The following is a 13,376-nucleotide window of genomic DNA, read 5'->3' as shown; positions in this document are numbered from 1 at the left end:
TTTGAATCAATAAAAATCAAAATACCAGTGATAATTGCACACTTAAATACGCGACTAAACTGGATAGAAATAACATCGGAATATAACGATAGGCTTTAAACAAAAGCTGCTCATAATTAGAAAGGAATGCTTTATTATCCCAAACACTGGTTTTCAAAGCACTTAAAAAGCAAAGTACAAACCAAGCACTCAACATACTTAGTGCAAAAAAGCCAATCATGATTTGGCTACTGCCTTCTGTTGTTTGCCATAGATTTAATGCAGCTTGACTAATCGGCAACAAGCTTAAAATGAGCAACACAGATTTAAGCATGGCCCAATGAAACTGATTCAGTTCATCCAACACAAAAAAAGCTTTCATCTGCGACCTCCCCATATATCATATTTATGATTTAGATTTATTATGCAAAGCTTTGAACTAAAGGAAAAGACTATTTTTACGCATAATTTCTTTTTCTTGTAACGATTAAATATGGGAATAGTTCTTATTATAACTATCAAATAATCAGTATTTTATTATATTTTTACATTTCAAATATTTAGATTATATTTTAGAATCAAGAAACATTATCACTTCACTCTTGATTTATTTAGTGATTGAATGAAGTGATATCTTGAGTTAAAAATTATGGCTGATAATAAATATCTGCGTCATTACCTTCACCACCTTCTTTACCATCCGCACCAAACGAATATAAATCAAATGAACGACCTTCACGGCCAGGCATCACATATTGCAAATCATTTTCCCAACTATCTTTCGGATAACCACCTTTAACATAACCACCCGGTAACCAGTTTTTTGCAGATGCTGGTTGATTGACCAGTGCATCTAAACCACCATCCTGCATTGATGGGTAACGACCATTATCTAATTTATATTGATCTAATGCGCCAGCCACACCTTTTAAAGTAATACTGGTGGTATCGACTTTGGCTTTTTCACCACGCCCCATCACATTGGGTACGATCAGTGCCGCTAAAACACCTAAAATTACAATCACCACCATTACTTCAATGAGGGTGAAGCCTGAGACCCGAGAAAACCGAGCAACGCTCGGTCGGGTCGCAAGACGATAAGCTGTGCTTCGAGTAGCAGAATTAAGTTTCTGCTCAGCGTTACACGATGCCGCAAGACGAGAAGCTGTGCTGCGAGTATCAGGATTCAAACTATTTTCAACATTGTGTTTATTCATTAAATTATTCATTTTCATCTCAAACATCAAATTTCCTAGATCATATTATTCATATTAATAATTGGCAACATAACCGCAATGACAATCACCAAGACAATCGCCGCCATAAAAACCAGCATCAAAGGTTCAAGCAACGCCAACATCGTTGATATAAATGTGGTGACCTCGCGATCCTGCATCGTAGATGCACGGTCTAACATGCGATCCAATTCACCTGATGCTTCACCACTTCGGATCATTTGTACCATCATTGGTGGAAAATAACCGCATCGCTCTAACTGCGTTGCCAAATTACCACCTTCTGTTACACGTTCCATTGCGACTTGAATCGCATCACGTACCACCCAGTTATTGCTCACTTCTGCACCAATGCGAAGTGCTTCTACCAAAGGTACGCCTGATCGAGTCAGAATGGACAAAGTGCTGGCAAATCGTGCCGCATTTATACCACGTGAAAGTTTACCGAATAATGGCAATCTGAGCGTTAATCGGTCAAATGCATAGTGCCCTGCGGTGGTTCGTAAAAAGCGTGTGAATAATACAATGACAATAAAAGCCAACAGCAATATCCCAATCCATGTTTGCTTGATGAATGCACTGGCTTTCATCAACAACACCGTAATCCATGGCAATGCTTCTTTACTCTGCTCAAAAGTCTTCACAATTTCAGGAACCACATAGGTCATCAGCCCCATAACGATCGCAAATGACATCAGCATCAGAATAATCGGATAGATCATCGCGCCCTGAATTTTCTTTTGCATGGCAAAACGATTTTCAGTGTAATCAGAAAGCTGATCTAAAATCAGATCTAAATGCCCTGAGCGCTCACCTGCTGCTACAGTTGCGATATAAAGTTCGGGGAATCGTCCTGATTGTTGCATCGCTTGTGCCAGCGAATGACCTTCCATGACTTTTGAGCGCACGGATGACAGTAAGTTTTGCACATGCGATTTTTCGCTTTGTTTACTGACCGCACGTAATCCTTCTTCAAGTGGAATACCTGCAGCAACCAACACCGAAAGCTGACGGGTCATTAAGGCTAAATCATAAGCACTAAAGCCTTTTTTAAACCATGCGTGCTGTTGCTGTTTATCTTTTTGTTCAACGGTTTCAACCGCAATCGGCGTCCATGCTTTATCTCGTAACTGTTGACGAATTTGACGTGCGGAATCTCCCTCAAGCACACCTTTGTGTTGCTTTCCAGAAGCATCAATAGCAGTAAATTGATAAGCTGGCATGGTTCTGTTCTAATTGTCCAAAATGTTGTTGTTAAGCTGCGTCCTTGTAAGGGATGAGAAGCCAAAGTATCGTAATTCATCTTAGGTCGATTGACCTTATGCATAGCACTGTAGCACAGGGCTGATCGATATTTCATTCATGTCTTGCTTTATCAGCTAAAATGATCCAAACAAGGTATGAGATCGTACCATTTAACACATGAATAAAGCCGATATGCCTACTGAAAATTCTAACGCTATTCTTTACCGTATTCGAGTCGCTATACCTGTATTTGTATATGACATCTTTGACTACACAGTCAGTGCCGAGCAATATGCACAGGCACAGGTAGGCGCACGCGTTGCAATTTCTTTTGGTCGACAAAACCTTGTTGGCATTATTACTGAAAAAGTTGATCCTAACGAGCCATTTACAGGACAATTCAAGCTTAAAGCCATCACTGAACTCCTTGATCAGCAGGCCATTATAGATCAGCAAGTTTTAACTTTGGTGACATGGTCAGCGCAATATTATCAATTCCCCATTGGCGAAGTCATGCAAAGTGCTTTGCCCACATTATTGAGACAAGGACGTGCTTTAGATATTCTATTTCATCAGTGGAGTATCGTGCCGCACGACCACCCTGATGCTTTATTAAAACGCTCTCAAAAACAATATGATGCTTACCAAGTATTAAAACTACATCCGCAAGGCACCACTGAAAATATTTTGAATTTAAGCGGTGTAGAATCAGCAACACTGAAAGCATTAGAAAAAAAGGGGCTGATTGAGTGTCGTCTTGAGCCGCATGATTTCACCCCAATACCGGTACAATTGGCACAAGTACCTCTCCCCCCGAATGAAGATCAGAAAAAAGCCATTCAACAGATACTGAAAGCACAACAGCATTACCAAGCCTTTTTACTCGATGGCTTAACTGGTAGCGGTAAAACCGAAGTGTATTTGCAGGTGATGTATGAGGTATTAAAACAAGGCAAACAAGTATTGGTACTGGTGCCTGAGATTGGTTTGACTCCGCAAACGGTTGCTCGCTTTAAATCACGCTTTCATTGTGATGTGGCATTGATGCACTCTGGTTTAAATGATTCGAAACGCTTGCAAGCATGGCAACATGCACAAGCAGGCAAAGCCTCAATCATCATCGGCACTCGCTCAGCGATTTATACACCACTTCCTCATCTCGGCTTAATCATCTTAGATGAAGAGCATGATCTCTCATACAAACAGCAAGAAGGCTTTCGCTATCATGCCCGCGATGTCGCCTTATATCGAGGGCATTTGCAAGGCTGCCCTGTGATTCTAGGTTCTGCCACACCAAGTATTGATAGTTATCATCTGGTGGAATCTGGAAAACTGCATCTGCTTGAACTCAATCAACGTGCTGGTGTCGCTGTACTCCCGAAAATGCATGTGATTGATTTAAAAATTGCCAAGAAAAAACATGGCATCAGCCAAAACTTAATAGAACAGATCAAACTGACTTTAGAACGTAAAGAACAAGTGCTGATCTTTCTTAACCGTCGAGGTTATGCGCCGATTCTGATGTGTGAAAGTTGTGGTTGGCAAGCCAATTGCCCACATTGTGATGCTCACTTTACCCTGCACTCTCAGCCTTATCATTATTTGCATTGTCATCATTGCGGTACGATTCATCGACTACCCGATGATTGCCCTGCTTGCCAAAAGAAAACGCTCAAAACCATTGGTGCGGGCACGGCAAAACTTGAAGAACACTTACAAGAGCTTTTCCCTCATCACGAGGTCATTCGAGTTGATCGTGACAGTACCAGTCGTGTCGGAAGCTGGCAAAAAATTTATGATCGTATTCAGCAGAACAAACCTAATATTTTGTTGGGTACACAAATGCTGGCCAAAGGCCATCATTTCCCTCATGTGACGCTGGTGGCGATTTTAGATATTGATGCAGGTTTGCTCAGTGTTGATCTACGTGCGCCTGAACGTACCGCACAATTGATTGTGCAAGTTGCAGGACGTGCAGGTCGTGGAGAACATAAAGGTAGTGTTTATTTACAAAGCCTGCGCCCAGATCATCCAATGCTCACCACTTTGATTAAGCATGACTATCGGACTGTCGCGAAACAAATGTTGGCAGAACGCAAGATCGCTATGCTGCCCCCTTATCGTTATACGGTGTTGGTTCGTGTGGAATCCAAAGATCGAGCATATAGCCAACAATTCTTAGCTGAAATCGCGCAACAACTCAGAGCGATGGCTGCTGATTTAGTCGATATATGGGGACCGATCCCAGCACCGATGGAGCGCAAAGCAGGCCGTTTCCGTGCCCACATGGTGATTTTGTCTGCTGATCGGGCAAAATTGCATTTTTATCTGCGCCAATGGTGGCAACAAGTGGTACATTTACCTCGTCAACACCAACTCAGGCTGTCGATTGACGTAGATCCACAAGAGTTTAGTTAACCCTACTTAATATGTCAGACATAAAATCTCACATGAAATATGAGACTCGAAGATGTCATTCACAACCTGCATGGTTCATTTAATATATTGTTTCCGCGATATATTGGATCGCTGAAAGAAGTAAACAGGTTTTGTGGATGACAAATGGTTTTGCCTACTTTTCCCGAAAGAAAAGTAGGTCGAACCGAAGGTTTGTCCTAAAATTGGATGAGATCTCTGCAAGACTCCGTCATAATCATCCATGAATTAAAAAATTAGAAACAAGTTAAATCCGATGTAGGTTGCTTAATGTCTTTATTACTCCCGATCATTTTTTTACTGGCTGCGACTTTAATTTTTGTTCCAATTGCAAAACGCTATGCCGCAAGCACTGTTTTGGGTTATCTCATTGCAGGGCTTTTGCTTGGCTCAAGTGTGTTCGCACTGATCACCGATACACAACTGATTCGCCAATTGACCGATTTAGGCATGATCATGCTGATGTTCTTTATTGGTTTCGCTTTTCGTCCTCGACACCTCTGGATACAACGCCGCAGCATTTTAAAAAATAGTGGTTTTCCACTCAGCGTTATCAGCATCATTTTGGTGAGTATCTGCTTTCTGTTGTTACAAAATCTTCTCAGCAGTATTATTCTCGGTATTGCCTTGGCTTTTTCTTCAGTCACTTTAATTCAGCAATTACTGCATCAAAAACAACAACTCAATAGTACATTTGGGCAGTCAGCCTCGAATACCCTACAATTTCAAGTTTTCATTGCGATTATTTTAATTGCACTTTTCCCCTTATTAGAAGATACCGCAACCACTCAACACGGCATTGCTTATTTTGCTGCGATCATTGCCACTGTTTCAGGCTTATTCCTAGCCAGTCGTTATTTGGTTCGTCCTTCATTTCGCTTCTTGGCTCGTTATCATAGTCTTGAGCTCATTCCAATACTGAGTTTATTGGTGGTTGTCGCAGTTATTTTAATCATGGATATTCTCAACATTCATGTGTTGATTGGCGCATTTCTCGCAGGATTATTACTCGCAGAAACCGAATTTAAAGCAGAAGTTGAACGCATTATTCACCCTTTTAAAGATGCGGCAATTGGACTGTTTTTCCTTGCAATCGGCTTGGGGCTTTCACTTAGTCCCCTATTGCAATCACCGTTATTGATCCTCGCATCTATTCTTGTTTTAGTGATCATTAAAGCAGGCGTAGTTGCTGCTATCAGCTATTACCAACATCGTCATGCCAAGTTAAGTACTCTGCTTGCAGTGACGTTGGCCCAAAGTGGAGAGCTGTCATTTATCCTGCTAAAAATTGCTGAAAGTGAAAATGTATTAGCCTCTAATATACTTGAATCGACCATGTTGATTGTTTTTGGTTCAATGCTACTCACGCCATTATTGTATTGGTTATTCAACGCTAAAATATTGCCGATGATGCTGAAAAAAACAGCTATTCCAACGCAGGATGTGCCCCAACATCCAATTTTGATTGTCGGTTTTGGTCGTTTCGGGCAAGTGGTCGCTCGAGCTTTACATGCGCAAGGCAAGCAATTCAGTATCATTGACAGTAACCAACCAGATGCTGATTTTGTGCAAAAATACGGGCATCGTTTCATTGATGCCGATGTAAGCCAAGTTGAAAACTTACGTGCGGCTGGCATTGAGCATTGTAAATTACTAATCCTTGCCATTGATGATGTGGAAGACAGTATGAATCTAGCGCGTTATCTGCGTTTGAATTATCCAGACTTGAATATCATGGTTCGTGCCCGAGATCGTCACCACACCCATCTACTAAATGGTTTAGGTATTCAACATATTTGGCGTGAAACCTATGCATCATCATTGAATATGGCACAACGAGCGTTAATTGAAACAGGTCTTTCCAACGAAGAAGCACAATCACAGATTGAACAATTTAAACAACAAGATCAGCAACTGCTTGAGCAACAGCATTGGTCACATGCTGAATATGATTTGATTGGTGCTTATCCAAATGCAATTGCGGAACTGGAATACTTGTTTGAAAATACAAAAATCATCGCCCAAGATCGTGTGCCGGATGAACAAACTAAACAAAGTGATGCAAATTCACCGCATGAAACATCTTGAGTTTTAGCAAACAGACACCATTATTGACTGCATAACCATTCACCTTTTTATAAAAGCCCTAAGCGCTTTTCAAGGCAAAGCATTGCTTTGTTTCCCCAATACGGGGTGCTGGAGAAAAATATGTCTGATTTACGCCAACGCTTTTTTATTGAAGATAGTCCTATCCGCGGTGAAATAGTTCATTTAGAAGAAGCACTGCAAACCATTTTGGCGAAACGTGAGTATATGCCTGCGGTACAAAGCTTATTGGGTGAAATGTTAAGTGCAACAGCTTTACTTGCAAGCACCATGAAAATCCAAGGGCGTATTAGCTTACAAATTCAAGCAAATGGCACATTTAAATGGGCAATGGCGGAATGTAACCATTTAGGTGAAGTGCGTGCTTTGGCTGATTATGAAGAAGATCCACGCTTCGCCGAAGGTACAGATAGTCGCACTGTGCTTGCATCATTGACCAATCCAATTTTGTTCATCAATATTGAACCTGAACATGGCGAACGCTATCAAGGTATTGTTCCACTCGATAAACCGACTTTGGCAGGTTGTTTAATACAATACTATGATTTATCCGCACAAATCCCAACCCATATTGTCCTAGCGACCAATAGTCAACGTTCAGGTGGTTTATTGATTCAACTGCTTCCGCGTAATGAAGAGGAACAAGAATTCGTTGATGACGATTTATGGCCACGTTTAACCCTGCTGACTGAAACCTTAAAGCCAGAAGAACTCACTGATCTTTCAGCCAATGAAATTCTTTATCGTTTGTATAATGAGGAAGAAGTGCGTTTGCCCGAGGCTGAGCAATTAAAATTTGGTTGTACCTGTTCTAGAGAGCGTTGTGCCAATGCTTTGATTCAAATTGGTGTAGCGGCAGTACATGAATCCCTTGAAATCCAAAACCCAATTCAAATGGATTGCCAATGCTGTAACACACGTTACGAGTTTACCGCTGAAGAAGCTTTAGGTTTGTTTGGTGAACATTTGAGTTAACCTCTTTTTAAGAGTCTTTATTAGTCAATATAAAGACTCTTTTTAGTTACATTAACTGAACAAACTTATATTCCTAATCTTTCATTCAATTTTATAACCTACCAACACTTTTCACCATGATTCGCTAGTTCTTATTGTACAGCTCACTTCTTTCATCATTCTTTTGATCTTTACTAGATTTAACTCTAAATCTCCCCTTTGGTAAATCATAGAACATGAGCAACTCATTAATGAAGATTCTAGCTCGTTTTCTACTCACAACTCTATTTTTATCTATTTTATCGAAGAAAAGTCCAACCATTTCAAAAATCATCAGACATAAATACTTTAATATTAACGTTGCGATTACAATATAAAACGCAAGTAAAAAATCAAGTAAAGCAATTTTCTCTATCGAAGCACCTTTATAAAAATCAAACACATCATTAATATCTGAACCTGCCGCAATACACAAGCTCATCACAACAGCACATCCTCCCATAAACATTGCCAATGTACGATTTTTAGACTCTGGCTGAAAAAGGATATTCATCGCTTGTTTTGATCCAAATACAAAAACAGACTGATTTCTTTCTTTTAAATTGATTAATTTATCAATCTTTTCAGCAATTTCTACATAGTTAACAGGGCTAACATCCAAGAATTTCAGCAACCAAATCTTTTTCAATTTACTTAGACTCTGTTCCTTAGTATCCAATATCTCTTGCATATCTTTTATTATTATTTTATCCCGCTGCTGCATGATGAGGAATAAATTAAAAAGCAATATAACCTCAAAAACAATACATATAATTAGCCTAATTGTTTGCCCTAAATCAGGAAAATATGGAAATGCTTCAAGCCGTGTATACCAATAAAATGAGTACAAGAATATGATAGCAAGTAAAACAAAAGTCCAGATTTTTGCATTCTTCCAATAAACAACGCTACTATATGATTCAAATGCATTATAATAGGCATTAATTATTTTAAACAGATTTCCCACAACCAAACACTCAATAATAAACTTAAATATAATTTATATTCATTGAGTAAATAAAGTAAACCACATCATCTGATCACAGTGACACAAGTTGTCGCTTTAAATACACCATTTTAGAGAATACTTATTATTCTTATAGTTTTCCCTCATTATACTATCTATGGAGCTATTATTTTACTACTATTAAAGTATAAATCTATTTACTTATTTTCAACTCGTTGCTTTAAACTTTCATTCATTATATGAAAATTCTGCTCTGTTTTCTTCAACTCCTTGTCAACAAACATCACAAGCAACCCACTAAAAACTTCACTATGCTTCAATAGTGTCTTATTTTCTGCAACTTCAACCAATTCAAAACGATGAATACCATCAAAAAGTCCGTTGACCAGCAATTTCCCTTTCCATGCAAATATTGAGAATTGCTTATTTTCAACCACTTTCGGTTCAAATTTCATGATGCTCTCATCTGGACTCTGCAATACCACCTTAAGCGCATGACCAATCTCATTATTGCCTTTCAATGTTAATGATAAAAGGATTCCACTCTGGATAGGCTTCAAAATCCATTAAGGTATTCCAGACTTCTTCCGAAGAACCGTTGATGATAATTTCCGTATTGATCTCTTTATGCATCTGCTTTTTTCCATCGCCTATCAAAAAGTAACCCACAACCATAATAAGCAAAATAATTAAGATGCCACTGAGGATACGTACTAACATGTGCAGGATTCCTTAACACACTCAAATAAATCGGATTTAAATCATTCGGAGATACTTTTAGGATAGTGCTACAACTCAAAACTTAAAAAAATACAACACATAGTCAAAATACCAATAAACGCTACCATAAATTTATTTCATTTCTATTTCTAATATCTAGCAACCTGTTCCTGTCACCAAAAACAAGTCTTATACAATCCAGCCCATTGAAATCTTATTGATTCGTTTCATAATGAAAGAAATCGTATAACTATATTCATCAGACTATGGCAAAGAATTATTACGAAGAACTAGGTGTTGCACGCGATGCCTCAGCAGATGAAATCAAAAAAGCCTATCGCAAACTGGCGCGGAAATATCATCCTGACGTCAGCAAAGAGGCGGATGCTGAAGCCAAAATGCAAACGATCAATGTCGCTTATGACACCTTAAGTAATGCCGAAAAAAAAGCTGAATATGATCAGATGTTAGATCACCCACAAGGCTTTGCAGGTTTTGGTCAAAATAACAATCAAGGCAGTGGATTTGATAGTTCACAATTTCATCGTCAAAGTTCGGGAGACAATACCAACTTTAGTGGTTTTGAAGATTTATTTGGTCGCTTCGGTTCTGGATTTGGTGGTGGACAACAACGTTCGCAGCGCCAACAACGTAGCTATCGCGGTGAAGATCAACATGCCAGCATTCAAGTCGATTTATCTGTCGCCTATCAAGGTTCAACTCAACAAATTAGTTTGCAAATACCAACCTATAATGCCTATGGTGAACCTGAAATACAGCGTAAGACCTTAGAGGTTAAAATTCCAAAAGGAATGAAAGAAGGTCAACAGATCCGCTTAAATGGTCAAGGACAAAGCGGTATCAACGGCGGTGAAAACGGTGATCTTTATATCGAAATTCAATACAATGATACCGATCGCATCCGTGTAGAAGGTGCAGATGTATACCAAACCATTGATGTCAGTCCTTGGGAAGCTGGTTTAGGACAAAGTATTGGGGTGAATACACCCGCAGGACAACTTAATGTCAATTTACCTAAAAATGCAAAAAATGGGCAACAATTACGTTTAAAAGATAAAGGCATTCCAAACAAAATCGCAGGACATCTTTATCTGATCATTAACATCGTTTTACCACCAGCACATAGTGAACAAGAGCAACAAGCCTATCAGCAATTTGCTGATGCTTTCTCCTCTTTCCAACCTCGTGCAAGATAAGGAGTAAGATCATGACAACGATTCAATACAAAGAAATCCAATATGATGGTCACTGCCAAATTGAAATCATTGATGAACAAATGGCACTAGACCTTGAACGCTTTGCTGAAACTTGTGGTCAAAGTACAGAATGGGTACTCAAACTGATTGATTATGATATTTTGCAAGTTCAAATTGATCCGCAAAGCTATCAATTTATTGGTGAAGATGTGGCTCGCGCACGTCGTGCTTATCGTTTACAACGCGACTTTGACGCGAGTTTATCGGCAGTTGCGGTTATGCTGGATTTGATTGATGAAGTACAGCAACTGCGTAAACAGTTAAAACATTTTCATTAAAAAAAGTCCGCATTTAGCGGACTTTTTTGTATTGCTCAGCGTGATTACGCTTGTTCAATATCTTTCATGGTCAATTTGATACGACCACGATTGTCTACATCAGCAACCTGAACTTTAAGTTCTTGGCCTTCTTTCAAGACATCAGACACATTCGCAATACGCTCATTCGAGATTTGTGAAATGTGAAGTAAACCATCTGTACCTGGCATGATGTTTACAAACGCACCGAATTCAACGATACGAATCACTTTACCATCATAGATTTTACCTGGTTCAACTTCAGCAGTAAGCGCTTGGATTTTTGCAATCGCAGCTTTAGCAGCCGCTTTAGTTTCACCAAATACGCGAACTGTACCATTATCTTCGATATCAATCGCAGCTTTGGTTTCTTCAGTAATAGCACGAATTGTTGCGCCACCTTTACCAATCACATCACGGATTTTGTCTGGATTAATGGTGATCACTTCAAATGTCGGTGCATGTGCATTAATTTCAGGACGTGCACGTGAAATCACTTTGTTCATTTCATTCAGGATGTGCATACGACCAGCAAATGCTTGGTTAAGTGCAGCTTCCATGATTTCTTCAGTGATGCCTTCAATCTTGATGTCCATTTGAAGTGCAGTAATACCATTGGCAGAACCAGCAACTTTAAAGTCCATGTCACCTAAGTGATCTTCATCACCTAAGATGTCAGAAAGAACTGCAAAACGCTCACCTTCTTTCACTAGACCCATTGCGATACCTGCAACTGGCGCTTTCAATGGAACACCTGCATCCATAAGTGACAATGAAGCACCACATACAGAAGCCATTGAAGATGAACCATTCGATTCAGTGATATCAGATACGATACGAATCACGTACGGGAAGCGATCTGCCGCAGGAAGAACAGCCTGAACACCACGACGCGCTAAGCGACCATGACCGATTTCACGACGTTTAGGACCTGATTCACGACCTGTCTCGCCTACAGAGTATGCAGGGAAGTTATAGTGCAACATGAAGTTGTCAGTTTTAGTACCCGCAAGTGTATCGACCATCAACGCATCACGTGTATTACCTAAAGTCGTTGTCACTAAAGCTTGCGTTTCACCACGTGTGAATAATGCAGAACCGTGCGCACGACCTAATACACCCACTTGAACGTCGATACCACGAACTGTTTCAGTATCACGACCATCAATACGTGGTTTACCAGACAAGATATTGTCACGTACGGTACGGTATTTAAGCTCTTCAAATAATTCGTTTACTTCGTCAGCAATACCAGTTTCGTCATTTTCAGGAACGAACTGTGCAACTGCTTCTGCATAAAGTGCATCAAGTGCTGCATAACGGTCTTGTTTCACCGCAATGGTATACGCTTCAGAGATTTTCGCTTCAAACGCTGCTTTTAATTGCTCAAGCAGCGCTTCGTTTTTAGTTGGCGCAACCCAAGTCGATTCAACAGCACCCGCAGCAGCAGCAAATTCTTTAATCGCTTGAATCGCGATTTGCATTTCGTCATGACCAAAAAGTACAGCACCGAGCATTTGGTCTTCTGAAAGTTCTTTCGCTTCAGATTCAACCATCAATACTGCTGATTCTGTACCAGCAACCACAAGGTCAAGATCGCTTTCTTTTAACTGCTCATGGTTCGGGTTAAGAACGTATTCACCGTTGATCAAACCAACACGTGCACCAGCGATTGGACCACGGAATGGAACAGATGCAATTGACATTGCAGCTGAAGTACCAAGCATTGCAGCAATATCGGCATCCATCGTTTTGTCAGAAGAAATAACCGTTGCTGTTACTTGGATTTCGTTATAGAAACCTTCTGGGAACAATGGACGGATTGGACGGTCAATGAGGCGTGAAATTAAAGTTTCAGCTTCAGACTGACGACCTTCACGTTTGCCATAACCACCTGGGATACGACCCGCAGCATATTGTTTTTCTTGATAGTTAACAGTAAGTGGGAAGAAGTCTTGCCCTGCTTTTGCTTTAGGTTGAGCAACGACAGCCACAAGTACAGTGACACCACCCATCGTTACAACAACAGTATTCGCTTGACGCGCAACACGACCCGTTTCTAAAACAACTTGATGTTGACCAAATTGGAATTCTTTACGAATGATATTAAACATTGACATGT

At 40.0% G+C, this 13,376-nt stretch carries 11 protein-coding genes and 1 pseudogene; 5 read left to right on the top strand and 7 right to left on the bottom strand.

Going from position 1 to position 13,376, the window contains the following annotated elements:
- Positions 1-16 precede the first annotated feature (16 nt).
- The 3 genes and pseudogenes from J2Y37_RS08790 to gspF all read right to left on the bottom strand — a co-directional run bounded on the left by J2Y37_RS08790 (position 17) and on the right by gspF (position 2,437).
- A complete protein-coding gene (locus J2Y37_RS08790; RefSeq protein WP_349032577.1) occupies positions 17-361 on the bottom strand; it encodes a hypothetical protein in 345 nt (114 codons plus the stop codon).
- A 265-nt stretch (positions 362-626) separates the two neighbouring features.
- A pseudogene (gspG, locus tag J2Y37_RS08785) lies at positions 627-1,043 on the bottom strand (type II secretion system major pseudopilin GspG); the annotation flags it as partial.
- A 188-nt stretch (positions 1,044-1,231) separates the two neighbouring features.
- Positions 1,232-2,437, bottom strand: a complete 1,206-nt coding sequence (gene gspF, locus J2Y37_RS08780; RefSeq protein ID WP_241323328.1) for a type II secretion system inner membrane protein GspF — start codon at positions 2,435-2,437, stop codon at positions 1,232-1,234.
- Between the two features lie 199 nt (positions 2,438-2,636).
- On the opposite strand from gspF, the gene J2Y37_RS08775 reads away from it, so the two are divergent.
- From J2Y37_RS08775 to J2Y37_RS08765, 3 genes are all read left to right on the top strand, one after another.
- Positions 2,637-4,877, top strand: a complete 2,241-nt coding sequence (locus J2Y37_RS08775) for a primosomal protein N' (protein WP_349032576.1) — start codon at positions 2,637-2,639, stop codon at positions 4,875-4,877.
- 288 nt (positions 4,878-5,165) lie between these two features.
- Entirely contained in the window at positions 5,166-6,983 is a 1,818-nt protein-coding gene (locus J2Y37_RS08770; protein WP_349032575.1) for a cation:proton antiporter, read from the top strand.
- 120 nt (positions 6,984-7,103) lie between these two features.
- Positions 7,104-7,976, top strand: coding sequence for an Hsp33 family molecular chaperone HslO (locus J2Y37_RS08765; protein WP_349032574.1), 873 nt, complete (start codon positions 7,104-7,106; stop codon positions 7,974-7,976).
- 124 nt (positions 7,977-8,100) lie between these two features.
- Here the strand turns inward: J2Y37_RS08765 and J2Y37_RS08760 are convergent, their stop codons facing one another.
- The 3 genes from J2Y37_RS08760 to J2Y37_RS08750 form a co-directional block, all read right to left on the bottom strand.
- Positions 8,101-8,961 (bottom strand): hypothetical protein, encoded by an 861-nt coding sequence (locus tag J2Y37_RS08760; protein WP_349032573.1) that lies wholly within the window; start codon positions 8,959-8,961, stop codon positions 8,101-8,103.
- 197 nt (positions 8,962-9,158) lie between these two features.
- Positions 9,159-9,416, bottom strand: a complete 258-nt coding sequence (locus J2Y37_RS08755) for an SRPBCC domain-containing protein (RefSeq protein ID WP_349032572.1) — start codon at positions 9,414-9,416, stop codon at positions 9,159-9,161.
- Positions 9,417-9,468: 52 nt separating this feature from the next.
- Positions 9,469-9,681 (bottom strand): hypothetical protein, encoded by a 213-nt coding sequence (locus J2Y37_RS08750; protein ID WP_349032571.1) that lies wholly within the window; start codon positions 9,679-9,681, stop codon positions 9,469-9,471.
- A gap of 266 nt (positions 9,682-9,947) precedes the next feature.
- Between J2Y37_RS08750 and J2Y37_RS08745 the strand changes: the two genes are divergently transcribed.
- Together J2Y37_RS08745 and J2Y37_RS08740 are read left to right on the top strand one after the other, a co-directional pair.
- Positions 9,948-10,898, top strand: coding sequence for a DnaJ C-terminal domain-containing protein (locus tag J2Y37_RS08745; protein WP_349032570.1), 951 nt, complete (start codon positions 9,948-9,950; stop codon positions 10,896-10,898).
- Positions 10,899-10,909: 11 nt separating this feature from the next.
- Positions 10,910-11,236 carry a chaperone modulator CbpM gene (locus J2Y37_RS08740; RefSeq protein ID WP_349032569.1) on the top strand — a complete coding sequence of 109 codons (327 nt, stop codon included), beginning with the start codon at positions 10,910-10,912 and terminating at the stop codon, positions 11,234-11,236.
- Positions 11,237-11,280: 44 nt separating this feature from the next.
- Here J2Y37_RS08740 and pnp read toward each other — a convergent pair whose 3' ends face one another.
- Positions 11,281-13,374 carry a polyribonucleotide nucleotidyltransferase gene (pnp, locus tag J2Y37_RS08735; protein WP_349032568.1) on the bottom strand — a complete coding sequence of 698 codons (2,094 nt, stop codon included), beginning with the start codon at positions 13,372-13,374 and terminating at the stop codon, positions 11,281-11,283.
- Positions 13,375-13,376: the final 2 nt, after the last annotated feature.

This window comes from Acinetobacter sp. 3657, assembly GCF_031456775.1.
Taxonomy (GTDB): Bacteria; Pseudomonadota; Gammaproteobacteria; order Pseudomonadales; family Moraxellaceae; genus Acinetobacter.
This window is presented reverse-complemented; position numbering and strand designations above follow the sequence as displayed.

What these genes read in the sequence shown, in the direction of transcription:
- J2Y37_RS08790 (WP_349032577.1), bottom strand. Translation starts at nt 361, where the DNA reads ATGAAAGCTTTTTTTGTGTTGGATGAACTGAATCAGTTTCATTGGGCC.
- gspF (WP_241323328.1), bottom strand. Translation starts at nt 2,437, where the DNA reads ATGCCAGCTTATCAATTTACTGCTATTGATGCTTCTGGAAAGCAACAC.
- J2Y37_RS08775 (WP_349032576.1), top strand. Translation starts at nt 2,637, where the DNA reads ATGAATAAAGCCGATATGCCTACTGAAAATTCTAACGCTATTCTTTAC.
- J2Y37_RS08770 (WP_349032575.1), top strand. Translation starts at nt 5,166, where the DNA reads ATGTCTTTATTACTCCCGATCATTTTTTTACTGGCTGCGACTTTAATT.
- J2Y37_RS08765 (WP_349032574.1), top strand. Translation starts at nt 7,104, where the DNA reads ATGTCTGATTTACGCCAACGCTTTTTTATTGAAGATAGTCCTATCCGC.
- J2Y37_RS08755 (WP_349032572.1), bottom strand. Translation starts at nt 9,416, where the DNA reads ATGAAATTTGAACCGAAAGTGGTTGAAAATAAGCAATTCTCAATATTT.
- J2Y37_RS08750 (WP_349032571.1), bottom strand. Translation starts at nt 9,681, where the DNA reads ATGTTAGTACGTATCCTCAGTGGCATCTTAATTATTTTGCTTATTATG.
- J2Y37_RS08745 (WP_349032570.1), top strand. Translation starts at nt 9,948, where the DNA reads ATGGCAAAGAATTATTACGAAGAACTAGGTGTTGCACGCGATGCCTCA.
- J2Y37_RS08740 (WP_349032569.1), top strand. Translation starts at nt 10,910, where the DNA reads ATGACAACGATTCAATACAAAGAAATCCAATATGATGGTCACTGCCAA.
- pnp (WP_349032568.1), bottom strand. Translation starts at nt 13,374, where the DNA reads ATGTCAATGTTTAATATCATTCGTAAAGAATTCCAATTTGGTCAACAT.